Genomic DNA, 23,907 nt, shown 5'->3' with positions numbered 1-23,907 from the left:
GCATGTATTAGGCACGCCGCCAGCGTTCGTCCTGAGCCAAGATCAAACTCTCCATAAAAGTTCGTTTGATTATGATTGACACCAATCAATCATTGTTGTCTTAGCTTTAAAAATTGAAATCAGGGTTAAAAAGTTTAACTTTTAACCTGTTTTCTTGACATACTGGTTGTTTTGTTCAGTTTTCAAAGATCAATTTTTCCGTTTGTCGTTTTTTTGCGACAAGATATAATTTATCATGGCTGCAGATGAATGTCAATAACTTTTTTAAATGACTTTTTTTCTCTGCAAAATTTGTTGTTTTCTTAACTGACAACAAAAAATAATATAGCATAATATGTTGATAAGTTCAATAGAAAAACCAAAAAAAGTATAAGAATTACTTGGCTAATCGTTAAAGGGGTTCTTATTGAAAACGTATATTGTTTTCTTAGAACCCCTTATGCTTTGAAAGCCAAGGCAAATTGAATATAGCCTTTTAGTTACACCTTTTAAAGAAATAAAGCTATTGATTCCCAGTACGTTTAGGAATATATTTCATGCATTCCTGCTCATTTGCTACACGACGAAACAAATTAAACAAGATTTTATACCTTTCTCTCATTGCACGTTTAACCATATTATCTATACGGTGATCCTCTAAATCCATCAATAACTCTTCTAACTCACGTTTCAGCAGATATTCCATTTCTTTCTGTTCTACGTCATTAATTAACAAACCTAACATTCCATTCACCTAACCTTCTTTACTAATCAGTAAAAACGTACGCATGCTAATGTATCGCTACAACTGTTCGTACTTATTATCGAAATCTGTCGGTTACATATTCTGAGGCCAATAATAATTAAAGGAATTCCTGATAAATTTCTTTTGTAAAATTACTATTCCCCATATTTATGTATTTTCATCCCTTTTTCGCAACATTTTTGTCTTTCCCATTAAAAGAACCACAGCTTGTTCATATTATAGACTGCCATTCATAGAATTAAATATAAGGAAATTGAGAGGAATGATATGATGGATCATTTTTACGTTGTACGGTTTAATAAATGGAAACGCTGGCTAATTGTATTAATCTTTGCTTTATTTACCGCTACATTTTTATGGTTTGAAAGTGAAGGGGAACTTTCTGTATTTTCAATGGACGAGCCTGTGGCAATGACAAAAGGAAATGCGGATGAGTCAAATATTGCATTAACCTTTAATATCAGCTGGGGTGAGGAAAAAGTCCATGCTATTTTAAAACAGTTAGAACAAAAAGAGGTGCAGGCAACCTTTTTCGTAAGCGGGGAATGGGCAGAACGTCATCCTAAGATATTAGAAAAGATAACTAAGGCAGAGCACGAATTGGGTATGCTTGGATACCGTTATGAGAGTTATTTGGATCAGGAGATTGATCAAGTACGCAAAGATTTACTGCATGCGAAGGAAGTGTTCAAGAAGAATGGTTATAAAGATATAGAAATGCTACGCCCCCCAAGCGGAAAATTTAACAAAGAAATCATTGAACTTGCCGAACAATTAGGTTTCACCGTAATACATTGGAATGTTAACCCTAGTGATTGGAAAAATCCAGGTACAAAGAAAATTGAGAACACCGTTATGAAACAGACATCAAATGGCGATATCATATTAATGCATGCATCAGACTCCGTTAAGCAGACAGCTGATTCGTTAAAAACAATCTTACCTGGGTTGATGAATAAGGGCTTTACGTTTGTCACTATTTCGGAACTGGTTAATCAGGCACATTCAAAATCAAAAATTGTAGAGTAAAAAACCCTGATGTGTTTTTACACATCAGGGAAGTGATCAACTTTATGCTTTATTTGAACTTGTCTTTGGGTCAATTATTTCTTTCCCTTTTGAAGCATTTTTTGTTATTCGGTGCAATACAAGTAACTGATATGTATTACAGGCAAGCAATGATATTATCATGAGCCATGCATAATCGGTCCCGCTTGTACGCAGACCTGGAACCCATTCGATAGCCGTCATAACAACCATTAGGAATAATGCCGGAATAAAAGCCCGCTGATTCGTCTCGCGTGCTTTTATTTTGGCTATAATCCAACCGTAACCCAGTATTCCTGCTGCTATTAGAATAAACCAGAATAACGAAACATCACCATCAACTGCATTATATGGGAAATAAACTAAATCAAATACGACAAATGCAATTAACAATACCTGAACGGTCGGCCAAAATGTCCGAAACAAGCTAAGGCCGAATTGGTTAATGAATAAATAAACAAAAAAGCCAGTCTGACTGATAATACTAAATAACAAACCTAATCCTGTGAAATAGATAATTAACCCAGTTAGCTCCATAAAATTAAATGGATTTAAAAAATCAGTATATAATGAGGCCTTCACAAAAAAACTAGTGATTAGCCCTACAATCCCGCCGATTAATAATGTTTTTAAAAATAAACCTACCCACTTACGACTATTCAATCCTATTTCCTCCTACAACTATGTTGAGCATCCAGTGATATTTTATCATGAACGATGTCTTTTTTCCTCTATGAAGCGAATATTTTTTTGTTTCATAACTCATATTAAATATGAGAGGAAGGAGGATCATAAATGCTTCGTATGATTTTAACTTCAATGATAATTTTGCCCATCATTTTTATATCAGCATGTAACGGAGGCGGAGGAGCTTCCGGCAAAGAAGCTGATTACGACGCTACGAAAAAAATGGTGGTTGATATATTACAGACAGAAGATGGAAAGAAAGCACTTAAGGAAGTTTTAGCTGATAAGAAATTAAAGCAACAGCTTGTAATTGAGTCAGATGTAGTTAAAAAATCGATAAATGAGGTACTTGTTTCTAAAAAAGGAAAAGAAATGTGGAAAAAGTTATTTGAAGACCCGGAATTTGTTAAAAGCTATGCAAAGTCAATGTCTGAAGAGCAAAAGAAACTGATGAAACAATTAATGAACGATGCCGAGTTCCAGAAACAGATGCTTGAGCTCATGCAAAATCCTCAGATTAGCAAACAAATGCTTAGTGTCATGAAAGGTCAGGAATTCCGCAAACATCTCGAAGAAACTATTCAACAAACGTTACAAACACCACTTTTCCAAGCTAAAATGACGGAAATACTGCTTAAGGCTGCAGAAGAGAAAAGTAAAAAAGAAGGCGGTCAACAGTCAGGCGGTGGAAGCGGCGGCTCTGGTGGAGGCGGAGGTTCCGGCGGTGGCTCTGGAGGCGGATCCGGAGGTTCAGGCGGAGGTTCCAGTGGTGGATCAAGTTAATAATTGTTTAGAAAACTTGGCTTGTCGCCAAGCCTTTATGGCGAAAGCCTTAGTTGCATTTATGCAGTAAGAAAGGATTTATACTTTCTTATCTGCCAAAAAAGAGGTGACGTACGCCACCTCTAATTTTTTATTCTTCTATTTTTGCTACGATTTTTGAAGCAATCTTGTGATATTCTTTTCCAATTGGATGATCCTGCTGATATACAGATGGAGCAAACTCATCCTCTTCTTCATATGGCTGTTGTAAAGGTAATTGGCCAAGTACTTGCGTTTGTAAGACCTCGGCAAGCTTTTTACCGCCACCTTTACCAAATACATATTCTTTCTCACCAGTTTTTTTACTTTCAAAATAGGCCATGTTCTCCACAACGCCTAAGATTTCATGATCTGTTTTCAATGCCATTTGACCAGCACGCGCTGCCACAAATGCTGCAGTTGGATGTGGTGTCGAAACAATTAGTTCTTTACATGACGGAAGCAATTCATGGACATCCATTGCAATATCACCGGTTCCTGGTGGTAAATCAAGCAGCAAGTAGTCTAAATCGCCCCACTCTACTTCTTTAAAGAAGCTGTTAAGCATTTTACCAAGCATTGGGCCGCGCCAGATGATTGGAGAGTTGTCCTCTACAAAGAACCCCATCGAAATGACCTTTACGCCAAACCGCTCAACTGGGATTATTTTTTCGCCACGAACAGCAGGTCTTTCTTCAACACCCATCATATCCGGAACGCTAAATCCATATATATCTGCATCAATAATACCAACTTTTTTGCCTAGTCGCATTAATGACATGGCCAGGTTAACCGTTACGGTAGACTTACCTACACCACCCTTACCACTTGCAACAGCGATAAAGTTAGGTTGTTTCCCTCCGCCCATTAATGTTTTTTCCTGTTCTGCCTCAGCAGCAGGCTGGAACTTTTCGATAGTCTCATCAGGTAACTGTTCAAAACGTAAACCGACAGTTGTCGCTCCATTCTTTTTCAGAATGCCAACAATCTCCTGCTGTAACTGCATTTGCTCACCAGTGTTCGTTTTTCCAATTCCTATTTTCACACTGACATGCTTTTTCTCTTCTTTTATAGTGATTTCATTAATACCGTCTGTTTCCTCGAGCGTTCTATGTAAAAATGGATCCTTAACAGGGTGAAGTAGTTCCTTTACTTCTTCTTTTGTTAACACGGTAGTCACCATCCCTTTTCTAGAGTCGTATATATACAAAATAATATCATCTTATTTGCACACAACGCCAGTATAACACAAATCACGTAAAATCTAAGTGATATGTATCATAGGATGTTTGTATAGATGTTACTCTTTTTCAGGTTCTTCTGTGACGTACCGGAGAATTCCTTCATAAATACTCCCGGCAATTTTTCGCTGATAAGATTCTTTCTTCAAATGTTCGCGCTCATGCTTATTTGACAGAAATCCAATCTCAACCAGGGATCCAGGTACTTCAGCATATTTCAGGAGGTACACACCATTAATAGGCAGCGGTTTCCTTGTTGTATTTTCCAAATTACGAATGATTTCAGATTGAATCATTGTAGCTAAATGCTTACTCTTATCGTACTTTGAATAGTAAAATGTTTGCGCACCACTCCATCTATTGGATGGTAATGCATTTAAATGAAGCGTAACAAAAAAATCAGCTTCCTTATCATGGATAAACTTAAGGCGCTTACGTATATCTTCAGCTTTTCGCCTTGATAAACCTTTTGTGTCTTCTTTTGCCAAATCCTTATCTTTTTCTCGTGTCAAGTAAACAAGAGCGCCTGATTGCTGCAAAAAGTCCCGTGTCTTTTTGGCAACAGCTAATGCAATATCTTTCTCCAGCGTCTCGTCCTTCCCAACCGCTCCACCATCTACTCCACCATGACCTGGGTCGATAACTATTGTTTTACCTGAAAGTGGTAATGACCATGTTTTCCAAGTGGTTTCCGTTTTTTGAATTGGAAATTGAATAAGAAAGGCCAAAATGACAAAACCTACTCCCCAGGCAAACACCTTCCCAAACCGTCCCATAACATTCGCTCCTTATTAATTCTACTTCAACTATTGTATGGGACAAGGTTGTCGATTATGATTAAACATAATGGCAAGTTTAGCCAAAACACAGCAGTGGTAATTAAAAATTAGTGAACTTATTTTCGGAAGGAGACGAACACATGGATTGGCTTGGAATTGGCGTACTCATTATTGGAATTGCATTTATGGTATTCGTAATAATGTTAATTAAGCCGCTAAACAAATTATCAGGGGTATTCTTAAGCTTGAAATCAACAACAGATGCCCTGCCACAACAGGTTACTGATATAACTACCGAAGCAAAAGATACGCTCAGCACCGGAAGGGAAACAATACAACAACTTAATAACCAAATGAGTGAATTGAGCCCGTTATTTGCGATTATAGGAAATGTTGGAGAAACGACAAATAAACTTTCATCATCAATGGTTGATATCACAAAGGAAATGAAAGAAAACACCGAAGAAGGTAGCACATTTATTGAACGAAACAACCTTGAAGGACTATATGGTGCAATAACTCTAGGATATTATGTACTGCAGCGAAAGAACCCCCAACAATAACAACGGATGTGAAATGACGCTGGGACATAACTAAAATTTTCTACTTTCAAGAAGAATAATAACAGGATATGATATTTAGAACGTTCATTTTTAGGATATGTTACGTATTTGATATACACTGCGAAGTAACAGTGGAAAATAGCTGAGTACTTGGACACGGCTTCGGAAATACATTTCTCTTTCCGCTGGCAACGCTTCAGCTTCCTCCGAAGCAAAAACCGCTTCCTGCGGGATCTTCAGCTGTTGCTGCGACGAGCAGGACGCTCTAGTGCCGGCGTTGGTCACAGGTCGTGACCGGTTTTAGCCGGTTCCCGCAGGAGCCTCCATGTATTTCCTACGCTAGGTTTTGCTCACTTTATCCTGTAAATTAATCAATGTTTTTTGACAGTGATTCTTATCCATAGAGAACACTCCATTCTCTAACTAGGAAATCTTTATCAGTGTAGGCAGAATACGCAGACTCCTATGGAAACAGCACGTTCCGAAGACCCCGCAAGAAGCAACTAAATGAAGGCCGACTAAAACCGTCCTTTGCGGACAACGTCGGCATACCCCTTGCCGGGGCAAGGAGGCTGAGGTCGTGCCCATGGAAAGCGAAGTATTCTGCCGGAACGGATCTAAGCACTATACCATCTTAAGAACTAGATAAAAGGCTGAAAATTGCTCACTATTTCTCAGTTTATATCGAATAAGCAACCAAAATAAATCCGAACTACTTCGAATTCTTTCTCAAGAATTTCGAATCATAGTTCGGATTTCATTTTGACTAAAACACTTTTGTCCCAGTCTCATTTTTTGGTGTAATCTTGTAATTTGGAACAATAACCAGTGCCGCTTGACTTTTGAATATCTATGTTAAAATAACTACAAAGATTGTGAACGATTATTTTAAAACTAATAACAGACCGAGTTAAAAAGTTCACTTTTAAGCTTATAGTGGGTTAAAAATTAAATAGGAGTGAATGAAATGTTAATCGGACATATGAAGGAAATTATTCGTCATCCTGTAAAATCTTTCTCCGGAGAAAGTGTTCAAAAATCTAAAATAATGGATTATGGTTTATATGGAGACCGTGGCCATGCTTATTTAGATGAATCAAAAAAAGGAAATTTCTTAACAATAACACACTTTCCGGAAATGGTTCGATATAAAGCAAGATATGCAGGAGAAGAATTGCTGGAGGAATATCCGAAAGTAGAAGTCATAACACCTGAAGGGGAGATTTTTGACTGGGAAGATGAGGAATTAATTAAAGAAATGGAAAACAAATCGAACCGAAAAATTTCTACAATTGAATACCCCCCTTCACACGTGCCTATTGGACCAATTGCAGTAGAAAATATTCAACTTGTAACGGACGCTTCAATAGATCATTTGCAAGAAATATGGGGAGAAGCCGAGGTTGACTTTCGACGTTTTCGTCCTAATTTATTTATTTCATTAAAAGAAAAAAAACCGTTTATTGAAGAAGAATGGATTGGTAAACGAATTAAAATAGGAAGTGAAGTAGAAATTGAATTAGTGGGACACTGTAAAAGGTGTATGATTATTACTGTAAATCCTGATAATGCTGAGCGAGATTCAAGTTTGCATAAAACGGTTATAAAAGAACGAAAAAACAATTTTGGCGTATATGCGTCTGTGATAAAAACAGGTGATATTCATGTGAATGATGAAGTTCATCTACTTGATTAATTTTTATTAAACAATTTAGACATAATAATTACTCCCCATCAGGAGACCAAATGGGGAGTATATCGTTTAGTATAACTATTAAGTTTACTTACTCTGCTGGTTTGAGATCTTCAGTCCATATATTATGATACAGAGCTCATTTCAGTAACAGAGTTTGTTTTCATAAATATCACTACCAAAACAAAGAATAGCTACAAAAGATTAGTTATAATATAAAGTTTCCACTAATTCTTTTCTTCCGTTTTCTTTTTCCTCGATATATCAAAGTTTGCTAGTGGTGTGGTCAGCTTTCTCGACATCTCACCAACATCCTCGACAATATAAAATAAAGGACTTAACGTTTTTAGCTTTTCATTAACGTCAGAAAGCGTACTGTTTGTATGATTGATAAGATTTCCAGTTTCTTTAAAAATATCGTTAAGCTGATTCGGTAAATGCTCAACTGTCTTCTCAACTCCACGCAGTACGTGTGCTAAATTATTCAATGTCCATGATAAATATACAGCTAATACTAAAAAAGCAATTCCTATTAATAATACACCTATTCCAACTAAAGTCATTCTTATCCCTCATCTCATTTTTTTACACTTTTTTTAATCTTCGCAATTGATATAAACTGCAATGTACTGCGAAAAAATAATTGCAGTGCTATGACCTCGCTACGGAAATACATTTCGCTTTCCGCGGGCAACGCTTCAGCTTCCTCGGAAGCAAAAACCGCTTCCTGTGGGATCTTCAGCTGTTGCTTTCCCGCAGGAGTCTCCATGTATTTCCTACGCTAGGTTTTGCTCACTTTATCCTGTAAATTAATCAATGTTTTTTGACAGTGATTCTTATCCATAAAGAACACTTCATTCTCTAATCAGGAAATCTCTATTAGTGTAGGCAGGATATGCAGACTCCTATGGAAACAGCACGTTCCGAAGACCCCGGAAGAAGTAACTAAATGAAGGCCGACTAAAACCGTCCTTTGCGGACAACGTCGGCATACCCCTTGCCGGGGCAAGGAGGCTGAGGTCGTGCCCATGGAAAGCGAAGTATTCTGCCGGAACGAATCTAAGCACTCTACCGTCTTTAGAACTAGAGGAAAGACTGAAAATTTTTCACTAGTTCGCAGTTTATATGTTCTGTCAACTACAACAATCCTTTTTAAAACAGCCTTATTTTTTTATTGGCAAGTTTTCATCTTGAGCCATTAATTCGTTCTTATCATTTCGATGTTTCCACTTCTTAGCTATCCGATATGCTACTTCTCCCCACCTGATACACTCCGCAATTCGATTCATTGATTGAGGTGATGTATATTCTGGTAGTTTATTTGCTTGTTGAGCCAACATTTCACTAGATGAATTTAAAGAAGTTCCAACATTCTCCAGCGATTTAAATACACTGTCAGTTGCCTTGATCTTATCACCAAAATCATCGACCATCTTTTCAGTTTCATGTAAGGTATTTCTTATTTCAGGCGTGATATAATGGAGTTTCTCTTCTACTTCTCCTAAGGTATTACCCAGTGTTTCCATGGTGCTTGATACACGTTTTAATACGAAGGAAATATAGATAACTATTAAGGCAAATGCCAATGCAAATAATAAAACTCCTACATAGACTAGTTCCATTTGGATATGTACCCTCCTTAAAAAAGGTTTACCACTAGCAGGTTGCACTGAAACTTATCTTGATAACAACCCGACAACAAAGTATTTTTCCCAATTCACATTATCATATTTCCCTAAACGTTTCCAATTTATGTTACCCAGTTTCAATGGCGTAATAAAAGTTGCTGCCTCTCGAAATTGTGAGCGATCTTCTTCAGCTATCCATTCACCAGGTTTGGCACCTTTTGTTACCTCAACTGCATCATTCATGTGAATCCCTGTTTCAACTATTTGCTTATGCATGGTTCCTTCAGTTGTCATTTTCCACAAATTTTGATTGAAAACCTGCTTTTCCAGGACGGCTGTCGCACCTAGCGATTTATTAGTTGTAATTGCTAAACCTGCATGGAATCCTGGCAATAATCCTTCCATTTCAGTGTCCTCAGAAAAGCTGACATCAAACGGATAGATACTTGTTCCATGGACGTTCACTTTTTTTGGTGTATCATTAACTTCACCCAGATTACCTTTTAATAATGCTCCATTTTCCCTAATAGACACTTCAACAGGCATGTCCCTTTTTACTTCCATCCGCTCCGCTTCCGTAAATTCTCCCTCTGCTTGAAGCTGCATATCACGAATGGTAATAACCGGATTACTTAATGTTTTGGATATCTCAGTTACCTGCCCTTGGTAAGAGCTTTCCACTGTAACGGTATCCCCAGTCGATTCAAGGTCCGATATTTGTGCCTGAATGCTTTGCAGTTGTGCATTCTTCTGATCAAGTTCTTTTTCTTTTTCCGCCAGGTATTGTTCTTTCATATAATTAGCAGTTACAGAATTACTCGTAATATCAAGATTACTGTTTTCATCCTCATATTCAGCCGTTAAATCGGTTTCCGGTACTTGATAAAAGGAAATAGAATCTATTGCTTGCTCGATTGCACTAATTTGATCAGTAAGTTTACTTCTTTCATTATCAAGATAAGATTTTGTTTCATAATAATCCTCTACTTCATATGTGAACAACCCATCACCAACATCTACTTGTGTACCTTCATTGATTAAAAACTCCTGAAAGCTCCCTCTGTCTTCATCAAAGTATACACGTTTCTCATTTGTTGTCGCTAATACTCCTGAGGTTTCAATTTTTTCAAACATATCCATTTTAATTATTTCCGACCAATCTTCAATATAAGACGAGCGTGCTATTTTTTCTTCATCGTCTAAATAAACAAGTAAACTATTAATTGCAATAAACAGAATCACTAATGTCCAAGTAAGCTTCCTACGATTCATTCAAACCACCCACTTATCATATGAATATCCATAAAAGCTAACGCAGCAACAACAGCCCAGTAGATAATATGTAGAAAGATGACACTAAACCATATCCAGCGTTTTCTAATTGTCGATAAATAACTTAAAAACCTGACTTGAAACCAAATGATCCATAGTTGAAATAGTGAAATGGCACCGAAGAAGAAAACAACCCACGGCAGATCCGTAAAGTAGGATGCAATGATCCCAAATGATAGTGGTGATACAAACCAATCCAGACCTAAATAAACAACTAATGGTACCCAGATAACTCGTTCAATCAGCATAGCCAGAAGAACAATTTCCTGCATGATTAATAGTTTTCGATAAGGTATACCTGTAATTATGTAAAATATGTAGGATGGCACAAATAAAATCAGAAGAGCAAACAGTACAGCAAAGCCTATCCTGCCTAGAACAAACCAGAACTTACTTTCCTCGTATTCTAGCGGATTAAATGCTGTTGCATTTCCTGAAATAATATCCGACCCGATTCCTAAAATAGCCATCCAGGCGTATACGACCGCACTAAACAACACGAGCAATGAAGCTATTTTCCACAGATTTTTCAACGTTTCTGCCTTGTGGACACGATATAAGTGATCATCTATTGGAAATAGAAACTTTAGAATGTTAATTTGATAGAGCATGTGCGACCGTCCTTTTTTATTTTTTCATGTGCTATCTATTTTAACGTAATTTATTAAAATATCCTACTTATTTTAATACTTTGTTTCGAAAGCAGGGATAATTCCCTATTTGTTATAACTCAGCTTTCGCATTTATAGAATAAGCTCAAACAGCTATATTGATAATCTCAGAACGTTTTTAACTGTTGCCTTGGCAGTTAAGAAAGTACTAAATCCTTTCTTACTGCATAAGTACAACTAAGGCACTCGCCATTAAGGCTTGGTGAATGCCAAGTTTTCTAAACAACATTGATAATAGTTTTTGTACACATAAGATATAAACTGTAAAGTAGTTTTTAAAAAGATTGGGCGCTATTATACCGCTGCGGAAATACACTTCGCTTTCCGTGGGCGGCTCTGAGCCTTCTTGCTCCTACGTCGCTGCGTAGTCTCATCTTGGCCTCAGTCCCCACAGGAGTCTACGTATATTTCCTCCGCTGGGTTTGCTCACTTTATCCTGTAAATTAATTAATACTTATTGTGACATTGCTTCTTAGCCATGGAGAAACTTCATTCTCTATACAAGATACTTCTTCCAGTTGAGGCTTTCTGATCAATGCGTAGTTATAAAGTCTATGAGTTCGTTGAGTTATTCTAAGCTGCGGAAAAATGCGAGACTCCTATGGGAAAAGGAACAGTCTGAAGACCCCGCAACGAGCGTTTTTTGCTCGTGAGAAGGCTGATGATTACTGTCATTAAAATGTACCACTTCTGTCATGTTTTTTACCAGCGATTGCCACGCATTTACCAATAGAGTGACGTCAAGGAAGTGCGAATTTACAAAGATAAGTAATCTGGAAGATAAAAAGGCTACTTTATCAGTGCTTGACCGATAAAGTAGCCTTTCGCTATTCAACAATTGCACCAGTTAATGTAACAATCTATCCCTTTTCATAATACCGATACTCACCAAAGCAATTCCTAACCAAAGAAAAATTAAACTCGCAACAATAAAGCCCATTCGATAGCTTGATGTATAACGTTTTCATTATATAAGTTCTACTTTAGAATAGCATCTTTGGTTTTCTTTCTGGGTTGCTTGTTTCCATTCTTATAAAATCTTTCGCCAACATATTTATTTTTTCACCATCTATTTGTTTCCAATTTAGGAAGTTAACAAATTCCCTAAGATCTTTGTTGCTTAATCTAAATAATCACTTTTTAACTCTTTTTAAGTGAACATATTGCTGAAATAAATATACTTGTAAATATAACAATTAAAAATGTGAATAGATTAAAATAGACTGTATTAGTATACTGATTAAGGAAAAAACTCTGATCAGCAACGTTGATTTGTGTGTAGAAATCTTCTGCAAGTTCAATTTCCCCCCATGTAAAAATAATAATAAAGAAAATTGATAAAGCCATAAAAACATAGGATTTAAACTTAGTACGTAGCAGGGTATAAACGTGGATACCTAAAAATAGATTGAATATAATAAACACAGGCACTAAGGGTATTATGATTAACAACGCAGGGTTCCCATTTCCTGAAACAACATCGGGGTCAATTGTAAACACATTAGTTAGGAAAAAACCCACAACACTTAATATAAAAAGAACCGATATTATAAGAAAAAGACGACCTTTTGGGTATGTTTTAGATTTAATACTCAAGAGGACAGGATATATCCCTTTGAATATAAGAATAGCAATAGCAATCACTAATAACATAGTTACTAAATTTATAAAAATATCATCCATAGTGCACACCCTTTCTACCTTAAATATAAATTATGGATTCAAAAAAACCAAAACTTACATTTGGTTTTTTTGAATCACATTGTTTTTATTGCATATAGGCAAACGTAAAATCCTGATCATTTACAGTCCAATCTATCCAATGTGTTTCATCATTGTTTTTTCCACCATCCGGGTTCTTATATGCTACATGAAGATCTCCAGTAAAACTACCGTTTTTATTATAACCAATACCTGCTACAAAATGGTATTGATGTTCTGTACTATCTTGTACAAAATAATCGAATCTTAAAGCAGCAGGATCATAGCTGTCAATCGCTTGTACGAATAGATTACCGTGACCTACCCCGCCCCACTGACGAGCTGACCAAGCGCTGTAACTAGAATCATGCCTCACATGGTACAACATACCCTCTCTCCAATTATTCATAGAAGTACCCCAAGCTCTTGTATCCATCTCTCGGTATAAGTGGTTAGTGAGCTCTGCCCAGCTACCATAAGTTGCATTATCCCTAACTGAATAGCCAAGAACATCATGGTAATAATCAGCAATCATCGCCCCTGTAGCAGGACCACATGAAGAATCTGGATGATCTGTACCTGATCTCCTTTGCCCAATTCGGTCAACGCTTAGAACCTTCCAACTAGTACTAGCAATCGTTGCATTACTAGTGGAATCTATATTTTTTAGTAATGCTTCCCATCCAGGGCTGCGATCTTTTCTTTTTTCTAATCCCTGAAGTTTATTTTCTTTTATTTCCTTATAAGCTTCTGAGCTGTGTTTTAAACTTTTCTGTTTTGCTTTCTTATACTTATCTTTTAGTCCAGTAGAGTTCTTTGCATACATATATTGAAGACCGCCTAAGTAATAAATTTTGTTACCTTTATTTATTTCATTGCCAAAATTTGCTCCAATATTATCACCATATCCATATTGTAGCATGGGATCAATATTCTCACGGGCGGAAGTTACAAAGTACCCAACATTTTCACCATTTTTTTTCACAGTAAAGTAATAAGCGATCACAGTATCGTCAACATCATATAATTTATATCTGAACTGAACATTTCCTTCTCTTAATTTACTTAGATATTCATTTTTTACAATGAAATTCTCAACAGCTATACTTCTTGTCATTAAGTGGTAAAAAAGATGTCACTGTTGGTACATTTCATTGGCTGTAATCAGCTGAAGCGTTCCCCATGGAAAGCGAGTATTTTTCCGCAGCGATGGTTTAGCACTCATCTTATAAAGAATGCAAGGAATTTACGATAAAGTTAATTCGCATTATATATCAAAGACGCACCGTTGATCCAAAGTCAACTCAAGTAGTTATTTTCAGCCTTTCTTATTCCTTGAAGGTTTGTGCGTTCATTTTACGCTGCGAAGGTTGAATTAAAAGAAATCCGGAAAAAAGGTTTGCCGCTTCGGTATAATTTGATCCAGCTGCTTAACTTGTTCCTGATTACCTTGGATTAGCCCAAGATGATATAGCTCCATTGGCCGTTTATATCCTAACAGCATCGATGTAAGGTACTGGACTGTGCAATGAATTCCATCCTGATTCCTCCACTCTTCATCTAACTGATGGGTTACTTTTGTTTCACTGCCGATTTGTCTCAGCTGATATACCCCGCTGTTTTCCGGAAGAAAAGAATCTACTGCATGTATGGAAAGTAATTGTGTGTCACCATCATGGAACGGGTATTGCTTCAGGAATTCCAGTATATCCACAATACGAGCCATAAAATAAGCTTCCGTCTCTTGAGTGAATCTTGGCTCATCGAGTAAAAGAGGGAGGCTATCATTTTCCGGTACAACCATCTCTACTGTTTCGGCCATCGAATCATGATTGGCAATGAACTGGAGCAGTAGCTTTTGTGCATTCAGAGTGTTATATACCAGTTCATGGACGGTTACTTTTTCTTCTTTCACTTTGTATAAGATATAACCTTCTGCCTGGTCATTTTCATTATAAGCGATTGCTTTATGCCAATCCCCCCTAAATACACGCTGCTCCCACCACTTCTCGTCACGGACAAGCGTACCGTTAAATTGTTTGGCGTAATCTGTGTAAATCTTATGTAGCATGGATACTTCTGAATCAACACGTCGTATATATCCATTAGCTCCCCAATTGCGTTTTAACTTTTCCAGTGGAATGGTGTATTTTTTTTCCGAAAAAGTATGTTCCCAACCATACTTCCGATAAAAGGAAAAAGAAAATGGATGCAGAAACGATAAAACCTGTCCCTGTTCCCTCATGTGTTTAAGTGCATGGTGAAGCAAGTGTTTCACTGCACCTTGTCTGCGATACTCCGGCCATGTTGCAACAGAACTTATCCCGCCCATTTCAAACGCTTGGCCATTAATATAACAGGACAGTGGAATGAGGTGGAGCTTTGCCGCCAACTGATCATTCTCCATCCAGCCCCATATAGTGTGCCGCTTTGCTTCCTCCTGCTTTTTGATTAAAGCTTCTTCAGTCAGATCATGTTGGAATGCATATTGCGACAATGAAAATACCTTATCATAGTCCGTTTCAGTTAGAGTTTTTATCTTGTTCAATGATTTTTCCTCCTTACTCTTATCCATATATTCATAATACTAGAGTTTCACGGTAAGCTCTATCAAAAATCAAAAAAGCGCTCTTCCGATAAAGGAAGAGCGCTTTTGAATAAAAAATATTAACGTTTTGAGAATTGTGGTGCACGACGAGCGCCTTTAAGACCGTATTTCTTACGTTCTGTTTCACGTGCGTCACGTGTTAGATATCCTTCGCGTTTTAGGGAACCGCGGTATTCAGGATCTGCTTTTAGAAGCGCACGAGCGACACCGTGGCGGATAGCACCAGCTTGGCCAGTAAATCCTCCACCATGCACGTTTACTAAAACATCATAAGTTCCTTGTGTTTCAGTAGTTGCAAGTGGTTGATTTAAAATTAATAGTTGCGTTTCATATGGAAAGTAGTCATGTGCATCACGGTCATTTATCACTACACGACCAGTTCCTGGAACTAGACGTACACGTGCAGTTGATCTTTTACGACGACCAGTGCCGTAGTATTGTACTTGTGCCAATTGATTAACCTCCTTTTAATTATCCACGAAGCTCGTAAACTTCTGGTTTTTGTGCTTGATGATTGTGTTCAGAACCTCTGAATACGTGCAATTTCTTACCCATTTTACGGCCTAAAGGACCTTTTGGAAGCATGCCTTTGATAGCAAGCTCGATCATTTGTTCAGGGTACTTTGTACGCATTTCATTTGCATTGCGTTCTTTTATTCCACCTGGGTGGCCTGTATGACGATAGTACATTTTGTCATTCAATTTATTACCTGATAGTTCTATTTTTTCAGCGTTAATAACAATTACATTATCACCTGTATCAGCGTGTGGTGTGTAGGTTGGTTTATGCTTCCCGCGAAGGACTGCAGCAACCTCACTTGCCAACCGGCCTAAACGTAGACCTTCAGCATCCACAACTAGCCATTTACGTTCAATGTTATTTTCATTAGCCATGAAAGTTGTGCGCATGATGGTTTTCCCTCCATATTTCAATAATTCGTTTCAGTTGTTATTCCTATATATTCATCACAATTAGATTCCGGGGCTAATCGCGGTTTTAGAAATAAAATGCCAATAATCATCATATACTATAACTGATGCATTTGTCAAGCTTTAGAAGTATTTTTTAAAAGAAGTTCTTTTCGTAGATTTGATTGGTTTTTAACCGCGCATCTAGAAAATTCTCCTTTCACAATGTCATTGCTGCTTATGTGAGGAGTCCAATAATTAGCGGAATGAGGAAGCGATAAATCTGCGGTGCGGATCCTCATTCCGTTAATTGAAGGAAAAGTCGCCCCAAAGAAGATGAGATGAATCCTCGTTCCGCTAATTGCTCCAAACAATGAAAAAATAAGGGTGTGAAGCACAAATAGCGGAATGAGGATTACATAACGTGCTTCAAACACCCGATTTATTGAAAATAACGGAATGAGGATCCGACAAGTAAAATTGATCCCGGTTCCGCTAAATGTACTTAGGCAATACGGTCGCCGAAGTGTTTAGCTTCACAAGGATAGAACGCTCTGAACAATACTGAATCCTTTGCTTACTGGTAAGGTTCTTCATACTTGACCTGCCATAAATATAATCCTTGTGCTGGCACAGTTTCACCTAGTAGCCTCCGATCCTTTTTTTCCAATAGATCAATAATATCTGATGGTTCACGCCTTCCCTGTCCAATATCCAAAAGAGCCCCGATGATAATCCGTACCATATTATATAAAAAACCACTTCCACGAAAGATAAACTCGATCTGACTTCCTTCTTTATTACAGGTTACTTCATACATATGGCGTATTTTGCTTCCTTTTATAGTTGCTTTGGCTGATGAAAATGTAGTGAAATCATGGGTACCTTCAAAATAACGGCACGCCTCTCGCATCGCTTGAATATCAAGGGAATATGGAAATTGGTACAAATAATTTTGCTTAAAAACATCTTTCTCCCGTTCATTCCAGACATAATAACGATACTCTTTCTCGGCGACATCATAGCGAGCATGGAATGAATCTGGGACTACCTCAACTTGATATACGTTTAAATCGACAGGAAGAAGGGTGTTAAGCGCCTGTTTCCAATTATCGATAGGTAGTGTGTAGGGTGTTTGAAAATGGATTGTCTGACCCTTTGCATGCACTCCTGTGTCTGTACGTCCAGAAGCATGTACCCGGATATGCTCCCCTTTATGAATTTTAGTTAATGCTTTTTCCAGTTCTCCCTGAATAGTACGTGTCCTTGGCTGGATTTGAAAGCCTGAAAAGTTCGTACCATCATAGCTTATAACACATTTGATTTTCTCCATGCTTCTTCCAACCCTTCTTGCTGTCTAACTCCAGTTTCTTGTAAAAAGCAGACCGGCAACTACAATGATAAACAAAATATAAATAAATATATCACGTTTTTCGATTTTTAACTCCCGTAATTTTGTTCGGCCTTCACCTCCATGATAGCCACGTGCTTCCATGGCCATTGCAAGGTCTTCAGCACGCTTGAATGCACTGACGAAAAGCGGAATCAGTAAGGGAACAACTGCCTTTACACGTTCTTTTAGCGGACCCGTCCGAAAATCCACACCTCGTGATGCTTGTGCTCTTGATATTTTTTCTGTTTCCTGCATAAGCGTCGGAATAAATCGTAATGAAATAGACATCATAAGTGCAAGCTCGTGGACAGGGAACTTTATTTTTTTCAACGGATGAAGTAAGTTTTCAATTGCATCTGTTATTTCAATCGGTGTTGTTGTTAAGGTCAGGAGTGATGTCACTAGAATAAGCAGGAAAAACCGCATCGAAATAGCAAAACCTTGAATAAGTGCACCTGAGTAAATTTTAAAACCTAAAAATTCAATGAGTACTGATCCTTCTTTTGTAACGATCAGGTGCAATAGGAACGTAAACACTATTAGGAACCATACAGGTGTTAATCCTTTGATAATATAGTACATCGGAATTCGAGTCGTAAACATGCTTGCTAACGCAAAGGCGGTTAGAACACCATAGCTTAAAACAGAGTTTGCAAAAAATACGATAAACACAAAAAAGAAAATAATGATAATCTTTGTGCGCGGATCCAACCGGTGAATGATAGATTGACCGGGGACATACTGCCCGATGATCAGTGAATTGCTCATGATGATTCAGCTCCCTCTATAACTTGCTGAATCTCACTTGCAATTTCCTCAATTGATTGCCGCCTGTATGGTATAATTTCCCCAAATTTTTCCTCGAAGGCATTCAAAAATTGGATTATATCCGGTACTTCGAGTTGGACCTTTTGAAGTGCTTCTTTCTGAGTAAACACTTCTTCCGGCTTCCCCTCCATATATTTAGTGCCTTTGTTTAATATTATTACATGATCGGCATATGTAAGGGCATCTTCCATACTATGAGTTACAAGAATGGTCGTGAGTCCTTGCCGATTATGCATTTCATTGAACATATTCATCATTTCTTTTTGGCCGCGTGGATCAAGTCCTGCAGTCGGCTCATCCAACACAAGAACCTCAGGCCTAATGGCAAGAACCCCTGCAATAGCTACTCTTCGCATTTGCCCGCCACTCAATTCAAATGGTGAGCGTTTTAATAACTCTTCCGATATTCCTACTTCAGGTGTTATCTCCCGAATCCTTTGTTGAATTTCATCCTTTTCAACATCAAAGTTTTCTGGTCCAAATGCTATGTCTTTTTCGACGGTTTCTTCAAACAATTGGTGTTCCGGATATTGAAAAACAACGCCAACGCGACTTCGTAATGCTTTCATATTTTTGACTTTTGCATCACTTGTTAAATGAAAATCACCGATCGTAACTTCTCCAGAACTAGGACGAACTAAACCATTAAGATGCTGAATAAGTGTCGACTTACCAGAGCCAGTGTGTCCAATTATTGCTACAAATGAACCTGATGGAATAGTAAAAGAAAGGTCTTCAATTGCTTGATGTGCAAATGGTGTGCCTGGTTGATAAATATAGTTTACGTTCTTGAATTTGATGTCCATAGTTCCTCCAGAAGTTCTCCCTGATTTAAGGGTTCATTTGTAATCGATACCCCTGATTTTACTAACGCATCTGACAAAATCGCAATGAATGGCACATCTAAACCAATTTTCCGCAGTTCATCTTTTTTTGCAAAAACTTCACGCGGTGATGCTTCATCCCATATTCCACCTTCATTCATCACAATTACACGCTCAGCTCTAACTACTTCTTGCAGGTCATGCGTAATCATGATCAATGAAAGTTGATGTTCTTCCTGGACACTTGAGATTGTTTCCATAATTTCTGTTCGACCTTTTGGATCCAGCATGGCAGTAGCCTCATCCAATATGAGAACCTGCGGAGAAATAGCTAAGACACTTGCGATGGCCACTCGCTGCTTTTGTCCTCCAGAAAGTTTATGTGGTTCAGTCATAAGGTAATCCATCATACCTACTGCAGAAAGCGTTTCATTGATCCGTTTAACCATTTCCGGACGTGGTATCCCGCGATTTTCCATGCCAAATGCAACATCATCCTGTACAGTTGTTCCAACAAACTGATTGTCAGGATTTTGAAAAACCATGCCAACATCTTTCCGAATTTCCCAAATAGAATCTTGTGTTACTTGTTTTCCGTTAATAAAGATTGTGCCCTCTTGCGGAAAAAGTAAGCCATTCATTAACTTGGCAATAGTTGATTTACCAGAACCATTATGGCCTATAATCGCAACTTCCTCATTTTCATAGATTTCGAACGTGCAATTTTTCAACACCCAGGGAAGTTCTTCCGTGTACCTAAATGACACATTTCTAAATTCTACTAGCTTTGTTCTCATAGTGATAGTACCTCCTGCTCTGTTTCATGCTGGGTGGAGCATAGGTTATATTCGGATTTTCCAGTAGATGTTTGGCAGTTTTATCGACGTTCCTGCTCTTCTGTAGATGTTACTTCGTTCTATCGAAGTCTCCACGTGTCCACCTATAAACAGTCCTCTGCTTAATTCTGCATACAAAAAAAGGGCTTGGATTCACCTCATGGAAGAGATTCAGTCCTGCCCCTTAAGCGCACGTATTCATTAAACTAGTTCAATGATTGCCATTTTTGCTCCGTCACCTTGACGAGCTCCTAGCTTAAGAACGCGTGTATATCCGCCTTGTCTGTCTTCGTAGCGTGCAGCGACGTCATCGAAGAGTTTTTGCATAACACTTTCGTTTTCGTTCGCTTCTTGATTATACAAGAAAGCTGCTGCTTGACGACGCGCGTGAAGATCGCCGCGTTTCCCTAGTGTAATCATTTTCTCTACCGCTGATTTTAACTCTTTCGCTTTTGCTTCTGTTGTTTCAACCCGTTCGTGAATAATCAAATCAGATGCAAGGTTGCGAAGTAGTGCCATACGAGCGTCTGTTGTACGACCTAATTTTCTAGCCATGGACTATCCCTCCCTTATACTGTTACATAGATATTAATTACTTCTAGTAACCTTGATTATTGAACATTTGCGCAGGGCCACGTCCAGCTCCAGCGCCTAACGTCTAGTGAACTTCCCTCCCTGTACTTCAATAAGTCAATCACAAAAGAAAACCACTTTTGGATTTCCTTTATCTTGAACAGGTCAGTCCAGTTCATACGCCGTTGAACAGGCACTTCCGCTTTTGTTCTATTCTAAAGGTGTCTGTATCGATCAGTCGTCGTCACGTAAGCCTAAGCCTAAATCTTCTAGTTTTACTTTTACTTCTACTAGTGATTTGCGACCCAAGTTACGCACCTTCATCATATCTTCTTCAGATTTATTTGAAAGCTCTTGAACTGTATTAATTCCAGCACGTTTTAAGCAATTATAGGATCTGACAGATAAATCGAGTTCTTCGATTGTCATTTCCATAACTTTTTCTTTTTGATCTTCTTCTTTTTCAACCATAATTTCTGCGTTTTGTGCTTCATCTGTCAAACCTACAAAAATATTCAGATGCTCTGTAAAGACTTTTGCACCTAAAGAAACTGCTTCTTCAGGGCGAATGCTTCCATCTGTAGATACATCCATTGTTAATTTATCGTAGTTTGCAACTTGCCCCACACGGGTATTTTCGACTTGATAAGTTACACGTGATACTGGTGTAAAGATTGAATCAACCGGAATTACTCCGATTGGTCGCTCATCATGATTGTTTGCATCGGCTGGACGATAGCCGCGGCCTCGTTCTGCCGTAATCTTCATATGCAATTTACCTTTGCTGTTTATTGTAGCAAGTGGTAGGTCAGGATTTAATACCTCTACGTCACTATCATATGTCAGATCTGCAGCCGTAACTTTTCCTTCTCCCTGCACATCAATCTCTAAGGTTTTCTCTTCTTCTGAGTAAATCTTTAGAGCAAGCTTTTTCAAGTTCAAAATAATTGTTGTTACGTCTTCAGCAACCCCTTCGATTGTTGAAAACTCGTGATGTGCTCCATCCATTTGAACTGATGTAACAGCAGCACCCGGAAGTGAGGATAATAGGATACGACGCAAGGAGTTTCCTAGAGTGGCACCATATCCACGTTCAAGCGGTTCCACGACGAACTTTCCAAACTTAGCATCATCGCTGATTTCTACCGTTTCTATTATTGGTTTTTCAATTTCGATCATTCAATAAAACCCTCCTTTAAAACGTCGAAACCCCGGTTAGACTTTTCGCGTCTAACCGAAATTCCTCAAATAGGCAGTTGGCGTTTCTGCGCTATTAAATTTCATTCGTACTCTTTTTCTCTGTCATGTTGTATAGTAAAGTCTGTTCAAAAGGGAATTCCCCTTATGCTTTATACTTTTAGCTATCATAACCCATTATAGACAGGGTGACAAATTCTATACAGTACAATTATACACGACGACGTTTTGGTGGGCGACAACCATTATGAGGTACTGGGGTTACGTCACGGATAGCCGTAACTTCCAATCCTGCTGCCTGTAGTGAACGAATTGCTGCTTCACGTCCAGCACCAGGGCCTTTAACAGTTACTTCTAATGTTTTCATACCGTTGTCAACTGCAGTTTTCGCTGCCGATTCAGCGGCCATTTGTGCAGCAAAAGGTGTAGACTTACGAGAGCCTTTAAATCCTAGCGCGCCAGAAGAGCTCCAGCCAATAGAATTCCCTTGAACATCCGTAATTGTAACAATTGTGTTGTTAAATGTAGAACGAATGTGTGCGACACCCGTATCAATATTCTTTTTCACACGACGCTTACGAGTATTTGTTTTACGAACCATTGATTAGCTTACCTCCTTTACGTTACTTTTTCTTGTTTGCCATCGTACGACGCGGACCTTTACGAGTACGCGAATTGTTTTTCGTTTTTTGACCACGCAACGGCAATCCGCGACGGTGTCTGATTCCTCGATAAGAACCGATTTCGATTAGACGTTTAATGTTTAGGGATACTTCACGACGAAGATCACCTTCAACTGTAAAGTCATTAATTGCTTTACGGATATTGCCTAATTCATCTTCTGTTAAATCACGTACACGAGTACTTTCTGAAACGCCTGCTTCTTTAAGGACTTCCTGTGCAGTAGTTTTTCCAACACCATAAATATAGGTTAATGAAATAACTACACGTTTATCACGGGGAATATCTATACCTGCAACACGTGCCATATCTCAATGCACCTCCTTGTTTATTAGCCTTGTTTTTGCTTGTGTTTAGGGTTTTCACAAATCACCATTACTTTGCCTTTACGTTTAATGACTTTGCATTTTTCACATATTGGCTTTACAGATGCTCTTACTTTCATCATCTTTACCTCCTTTTATATCGGAGCTCACTCGTCTATTTATAACGGTACGTAATTCGTCCTCTTGTTAAATCATACGGGGAAAGTTCTACCGTCACTTTATCACCAGGTAAAATGCGGATGAAATGCATACGGATTTTGCCAGATACATGGGCTAAAACCGTATGGCCATTTTCAAGTTCGACATTAAACTGTGCATTCGGCAATGTGTCAGTTACGGTACCTTCCACTTCAATTACATCGTCTTTCGCCATCGTGTTGATCTCCCTTCATTAAATCAGTCACAATTTCTTTGACAAATTTATCTATGGCAAATCGTAACTTACCATTTGTGACACGACCAGTTTCTAGAAGGCTGTTTTGGACTTCCGGAGAAATATAATCCATAACTTCAATATGATGCAGATTCTTTTTCTTTGGTCGATCATATTTACGTTTTTCCCCATCTGCAAGCAAGACAAATCGGTCATCTAACAATTTTAATATTATCGCATATTGCCCTGCTTCTCGCCCTTGCTTTATACGAACAACTTGACCTATCCGCGGAATCGAATCAGTTTCGCTCAACAACGATCACCTTCACTTAGGCTTTTATTTAAATCCTGCCAATCACAGGCACACTACCAGTTGCTATTCTGTGTCACTGTTATATCAAGTAATACGCATGCTGCCGCATAATATACGACTTCCATTATAACTTTAACAAAAAAGAATTGCATCTATCC

General features: G+C 38.2%; 29 protein-coding genes. 4 read left to right on the top strand and 25 right to left on the bottom strand.

The annotated features are described in order from the left end of the window. Window positions 1–502: 502 nt before the first annotated feature. Window positions 503–724, bottom strand: coding sequence for a hypothetical protein (locus tag ACTWQM_RS19045; RefSeq protein WP_443259727.1), 222 nt, complete (start codon window positions 722–724; stop codon window positions 503–505). Window positions 725–1,015: 291 nt separating this feature from the next. Between ACTWQM_RS19045 and pdaB the strand changes: the two genes are divergently transcribed. Further along, window positions 1,016–1,774: a polysaccharide deacetylase family sporulation protein PdaB gene (gene pdaB, locus ACTWQM_RS19040; protein WP_443259726.1), complete on the top strand. Its 759-nt coding sequence runs from the start codon at window positions 1,016–1,018 to the stop codon at window positions 1,772–1,774. Window positions 1,775–1,816: 42 nt separating this feature from the next. On the opposite strand, the gene ACTWQM_RS19035 is transcribed toward pdaB, so the two are convergent. After that, window positions 1,817–2,455: a KinB-signaling pathway activation protein gene (locus ACTWQM_RS19035; protein ID WP_443259725.1), complete on the bottom strand. Its 639-nt coding sequence runs from the start codon at window positions 2,453–2,455 to the stop codon at window positions 1,817–1,819. 132 nt (window positions 2,456–2,587) lie between these two features. Between ACTWQM_RS19035 and gerD the strand changes: the two genes are divergently transcribed. After that, window positions 2,588–3,262, top strand: coding sequence for a spore germination lipoprotein GerD (gerD, locus tag ACTWQM_RS19030; RefSeq protein ID WP_443259724.1), 675 nt, complete (start codon window positions 2,588–2,590; stop codon window positions 3,260–3,262). A gap of 130 nt (window positions 3,263–3,392) precedes the next feature. Here the strand turns inward: gerD and ACTWQM_RS19025 are convergent, their stop codons facing one another. After that, entirely contained in the window at window positions 3,393–4,451 is a 1,059-nt protein-coding gene (locus ACTWQM_RS19025) for a P-loop NTPase (RefSeq protein ID WP_443259723.1), read from the bottom strand. Between the two features lie 129 nt (window positions 4,452–4,580). Continuing rightward, entirely contained in the window at window positions 4,581–5,297 is a 717-nt protein-coding gene (cwlD, locus tag ACTWQM_RS19020; RefSeq protein WP_443259722.1) for an N-acetylmuramoyl-L-alanine amidase CwlD, read from the bottom strand. Window positions 5,298–5,440: 143 nt separating this feature from the next. Here cwlD and ACTWQM_RS19015 point away from each other — a divergent pair, with 143 nt between their 5' ends. Then, the gene (locus ACTWQM_RS19015; RefSeq protein ID WP_443259721.1) at window positions 5,441–5,863 is read left to right on the top strand and encodes a DUF948 domain-containing protein; all 423 of its coding nucleotides are present in this window, start codon (window positions 5,441–5,443) and stop codon (window positions 5,861–5,863) included. Window positions 5,864–6,830: 967 nt separating this feature from the next. After that, window positions 6,831–7,559, top strand: coding sequence for an MOSC domain-containing protein (locus tag ACTWQM_RS19010; RefSeq protein WP_443259720.1), 729 nt, complete (start codon window positions 6,831–6,833; stop codon window positions 7,557–7,559). 224 nt (window positions 7,560–7,783) lie between these two features. On the opposite strand, the gene ACTWQM_RS19005 is transcribed toward ACTWQM_RS19010, so the two are convergent. From ACTWQM_RS19005 to ACTWQM_RS18905, 21 genes are all read right to left on the bottom strand, one after another. Further along, a complete protein-coding gene (locus ACTWQM_RS19005; RefSeq protein WP_443259719.1) occupies window positions 7,784–8,119 on the bottom strand; it encodes a DUF948 domain-containing protein in 336 nt (111 codons plus the stop codon). Window positions 8,120–8,133: 14 nt separating this feature from the next. Further along, window positions 8,134–8,325, bottom strand: coding sequence for a hypothetical protein (locus tag ACTWQM_RS19000; RefSeq protein ID WP_443259718.1), 192 nt, complete (start codon window positions 8,323–8,325; stop codon window positions 8,134–8,136). Between the two features lie 394 nt (window positions 8,326–8,719). Continuing rightward, window positions 8,720–9,178 (bottom strand): DUF948 domain-containing protein, encoded by a 459-nt coding sequence (locus ACTWQM_RS18995; protein WP_443259717.1) that lies wholly within the window; start codon window positions 9,176–9,178, stop codon window positions 8,720–8,722. Window positions 9,179–9,232: 54 nt separating this feature from the next. Then, on the bottom strand, window positions 9,233–10,456 hold the full coding sequence (locus tag ACTWQM_RS18990) for an efflux RND transporter periplasmic adaptor subunit (RefSeq protein ID WP_443259716.1): 1,224 nt from the start codon (window positions 10,454–10,456) through the stop codon (window positions 9,233–9,235). Beyond that, complete coding sequence (locus ACTWQM_RS18985; protein WP_443259715.1) at window positions 10,453–11,127, bottom strand: hypothetical protein; 675 nt, start codon at window positions 11,125–11,127, stop codon at window positions 10,453–10,455. Before ACTWQM_RS18985 ends, ACTWQM_RS18990 begins: the two co-directional genes overlap by 4 nt. Window positions 11,128–12,327: 1,200 nt before the next feature. Continuing rightward, window positions 12,328–12,870 (bottom strand): hypothetical protein, encoded by a 543-nt coding sequence (locus ACTWQM_RS18980; RefSeq protein WP_443259714.1) that lies wholly within the window; start codon window positions 12,868–12,870, stop codon window positions 12,328–12,330. A gap of 85 nt (window positions 12,871–12,955) precedes the next feature. Next, window positions 12,956–14,005 (bottom strand): hypothetical protein, encoded by a 1,050-nt coding sequence (locus tag ACTWQM_RS18975; protein WP_443259713.1) that lies wholly within the window; start codon window positions 14,003–14,005, stop codon window positions 12,956–12,958. Between the two features lie 258 nt (window positions 14,006–14,263). Continuing rightward, a complete protein-coding gene (locus tag ACTWQM_RS18970) occupies window positions 14,264–15,436 on the bottom strand; it encodes a GNAT family N-acetyltransferase (RefSeq protein ID WP_443259712.1) in 1,173 nt (390 codons plus the stop codon). 119 nt (window positions 15,437–15,555) lie between these two features. Beyond that, complete coding sequence (rpsI, locus tag ACTWQM_RS18965; protein WP_443259711.1) at window positions 15,556–15,948, bottom strand: 30S ribosomal protein S9; 393 nt, start codon at window positions 15,946–15,948, stop codon at window positions 15,556–15,558. 19 nt (window positions 15,949–15,967) lie between these two features. Further along, a complete protein-coding gene (gene rplM, locus ACTWQM_RS18960; protein WP_443259710.1) occupies window positions 15,968–16,405 on the bottom strand; it encodes a 50S ribosomal protein L13 in 438 nt (145 codons plus the stop codon). Window positions 16,406–16,982: 577 nt separating this feature from the next. Next, the gene (gene truA / locus ACTWQM_RS18955) at window positions 16,983–17,738 is read right to left on the bottom strand and encodes a tRNA pseudouridine(38-40) synthase TruA (protein ID WP_443259709.1); all 756 of its coding nucleotides are present in this window, start codon (window positions 17,736–17,738) and stop codon (window positions 16,983–16,985) included. A gap of 24 nt (window positions 17,739–17,762) precedes the next feature. Beyond that, complete coding sequence (locus ACTWQM_RS18950) at window positions 17,763–18,566, bottom strand: energy-coupling factor transporter transmembrane component T family protein (protein ID WP_443259708.1); 804 nt, start codon at window positions 18,564–18,566, stop codon at window positions 17,763–17,765. Next, entirely contained in the window at window positions 18,563–19,432 is an 870-nt protein-coding gene (locus ACTWQM_RS18945) for an energy-coupling factor ABC transporter ATP-binding protein (protein ID WP_443259707.1), read from the bottom strand. The genes ACTWQM_RS18950 and ACTWQM_RS18945 overlap by 4 nt, the downstream gene beginning before the upstream one ends. Further along, window positions 19,408–20,247 carry an energy-coupling factor ABC transporter ATP-binding protein gene (locus ACTWQM_RS18940; protein WP_443259706.1) on the bottom strand — a complete coding sequence of 280 codons (840 nt, stop codon included), beginning with the start codon at window positions 20,245–20,247 and terminating at the stop codon, window positions 19,408–19,410. Before ACTWQM_RS18940 ends, ACTWQM_RS18945 begins: the two co-directional genes overlap by 25 nt. A gap of 240 nt (window positions 20,248–20,487) precedes the next feature. Beyond that, window positions 20,488–20,841, bottom strand: a complete 354-nt coding sequence (rplQ, locus tag ACTWQM_RS18935; RefSeq protein WP_375053982.1) for a 50S ribosomal protein L17 — start codon at window positions 20,839–20,841, stop codon at window positions 20,488–20,490. 252 nt (window positions 20,842–21,093) lie between these two features. Continuing rightward, window positions 21,094–22,038, bottom strand: a complete 945-nt coding sequence (locus ACTWQM_RS18930) for a DNA-directed RNA polymerase subunit alpha (RefSeq protein WP_443259705.1) — start codon at window positions 22,036–22,038, stop codon at window positions 21,094–21,096. A gap of 229 nt (window positions 22,039–22,267) precedes the next feature. Beyond that, on the bottom strand, window positions 22,268–22,657 hold the full coding sequence (gene rpsK / locus ACTWQM_RS18925; protein WP_443259704.1) for a 30S ribosomal protein S11: 390 nt from the start codon (window positions 22,655–22,657) through the stop codon (window positions 22,268–22,270). A gap of 22 nt (window positions 22,658–22,679) precedes the next feature. Then, window positions 22,680–23,045, bottom strand: coding sequence for a 30S ribosomal protein S13 (rpsM, locus tag ACTWQM_RS18920; protein ID WP_443259703.1), 366 nt, complete (start codon window positions 23,043–23,045; stop codon window positions 22,680–22,682). 23 nt (window positions 23,046–23,068) lie between these two features. Beyond that, window positions 23,069–23,182, bottom strand: a complete 114-nt coding sequence (rpmJ, locus tag ACTWQM_RS18915) for a 50S ribosomal protein L36 (RefSeq protein ID WP_010095733.1) — start codon at window positions 23,180–23,182, stop codon at window positions 23,069–23,071. Between the two features lie 35 nt (window positions 23,183–23,217). Then, the gene (infA, locus tag ACTWQM_RS18910; RefSeq protein WP_092494491.1) at window positions 23,218–23,436 is read right to left on the bottom strand and encodes a translation initiation factor IF-1; all 219 of its coding nucleotides are present in this window, start codon (window positions 23,434–23,436) and stop codon (window positions 23,218–23,220) included. Then, the gene (locus ACTWQM_RS18905; protein ID WP_443259702.1) at window positions 23,414–23,749 is read right to left on the bottom strand and encodes a KOW motif-containing protein; all 336 of its coding nucleotides are present in this window, start codon (window positions 23,747–23,749) and stop codon (window positions 23,414–23,416) included. Before ACTWQM_RS18905 ends, infA begins: the two co-directional genes overlap by 23 nt. Window positions 23,750–23,907 lie beyond the last annotated feature (158 nt).

Origin of the sequence: Virgibacillus sp. L01 (assembly GCF_052246775.1) — a bacterium.
In the GTDB taxonomy this organism is placed as follows: Bacteria; Bacillota; Bacilli; order Bacillales; family Amphibacillaceae; genus Lentibacillus.
This window is presented reverse-complemented; position numbering and strand designations above follow the sequence as displayed.

What these genes read in the sequence shown, in the direction of transcription:
- ACTWQM_RS19045 (WP_443259727.1), bottom strand. Translation starts at nt 724, where the DNA reads ATGTTAGGTTTGTTAATTAATGACGTAGAACAGAAAGAAATGGAATAT.
- pdaB (WP_443259726.1), top strand. Translation starts at nt 1,016, where the DNA reads ATGGATCATTTTTACGTTGTACGGTTTAATAAATGGAAACGCTGGCTA.
- gerD (WP_443259724.1), top strand. Translation starts at nt 2,588, where the DNA reads ATGCTTCGTATGATTTTAACTTCAATGATAATTTTGCCCATCATTTTT.
- cwlD (WP_443259722.1), bottom strand. Translation starts at nt 5,297, where the DNA reads ATGGGACGGTTTGGGAAGGTGTTTGCCTGGGGAGTAGGTTTTGTCATT.
- ACTWQM_RS19015 (WP_443259721.1), top strand. Translation starts at nt 5,441, where the DNA reads ATGGATTGGCTTGGAATTGGCGTACTCATTATTGGAATTGCATTTATG.
- ACTWQM_RS19010 (WP_443259720.1), top strand. Translation starts at nt 6,831, where the DNA reads ATGTTAATCGGACATATGAAGGAAATTATTCGTCATCCTGTAAAATCT.
- ACTWQM_RS19005 (WP_443259719.1), bottom strand. Translation starts at nt 8,119, where the DNA reads ATGACTTTAGTTGGAATAGGTGTATTATTAATAGGAATTGCTTTTTTA.
- ACTWQM_RS19000 (WP_443259718.1), bottom strand. Translation starts at nt 8,325, where the DNA reads ATGGAGACTCCTGCGGGAAAGCAACAGCTGAAGATCCCACAGGAAGCG.
- ACTWQM_RS18995 (WP_443259717.1), bottom strand. Translation starts at nt 9,178, where the DNA reads ATGGAACTAGTCTATGTAGGAGTTTTATTATTTGCATTGGCATTTGCC.
- ACTWQM_RS18990 (WP_443259716.1), bottom strand. Translation starts at nt 10,456, where the DNA reads ATGAATCGTAGGAAGCTTACTTGGACATTAGTGATTCTGTTTATTGCA.
- ACTWQM_RS18985 (WP_443259715.1), bottom strand. Translation starts at nt 11,127, where the DNA reads ATGCTCTATCAAATTAACATTCTAAAGTTTCTATTTCCAATAGATGAT.
- ACTWQM_RS18980 (WP_443259714.1), bottom strand. Translation starts at nt 12,870, where the DNA reads ATGGATGATATTTTTATAAATTTAGTAACTATGTTATTAGTGATTGCT.
- ACTWQM_RS18975 (WP_443259713.1), bottom strand. Translation starts at nt 14,005, where the DNA reads ATGACAAGAAGTATAGCTGTTGAGAATTTCATTGTAAAAAATGAATAT.
- rplM (WP_443259710.1), bottom strand. Translation starts at nt 16,405, where the DNA reads ATGCGCACAACTTTCATGGCTAATGAAAATAACATTGAACGTAAATGG.
- truA (WP_443259709.1), bottom strand. Translation starts at nt 17,738, where the DNA reads ATGGAGAAAATCAAATGTGTTATAAGCTATGATGGTACGAACTTTTCA.
- ACTWQM_RS18950 (WP_443259708.1), bottom strand. Translation starts at nt 18,566, where the DNA reads ATGAGCAATTCACTGATCATCGGGCAGTATGTCCCCGGTCAATCTATC.
- ACTWQM_RS18945 (WP_443259707.1), bottom strand. Translation starts at nt 19,432, where the DNA reads ATGGACATCAAATTCAAGAACGTAAACTATATTTATCAACCAGGCACA.
- ACTWQM_RS18940 (WP_443259706.1), bottom strand. Translation starts at nt 20,247, where the DNA reads ATGAGAACAAAGCTAGTAGAATTTAGAAATGTGTCATTTAGGTACACG.
- rplQ (WP_375053982.1), bottom strand. Translation starts at nt 20,841, where the DNA reads ATGGCTAGAAAATTAGGTCGTACAACAGACGCTCGTATGGCACTACTT.
- ACTWQM_RS18930 (WP_443259705.1), bottom strand. Translation starts at nt 22,038, where the DNA reads ATGATCGAAATTGAAAAACCAATAATAGAAACGGTAGAAATCAGCGAT.
- rpsK (WP_443259704.1), bottom strand. Translation starts at nt 22,657, where the DNA reads ATGGTTCGTAAAACAAATACTCGTAAGCGTCGTGTGAAAAAGAATATT.
- rpsM (WP_443259703.1), bottom strand. Translation starts at nt 23,045, where the DNA reads ATGGCACGTGTTGCAGGTATAGATATTCCCCGTGATAAACGTGTAGTT.
- rpmJ (WP_010095733.1), bottom strand. Translation starts at nt 23,182, where the DNA reads ATGAAAGTAAGAGCATCTGTAAAGCCAATATGTGAAAAATGCAAAGTC.
- infA (WP_092494491.1), bottom strand. Translation starts at nt 23,436, where the DNA reads ATGGCGAAAGACGATGTAATTGAAGTGGAAGGTACCGTAACTGACACA.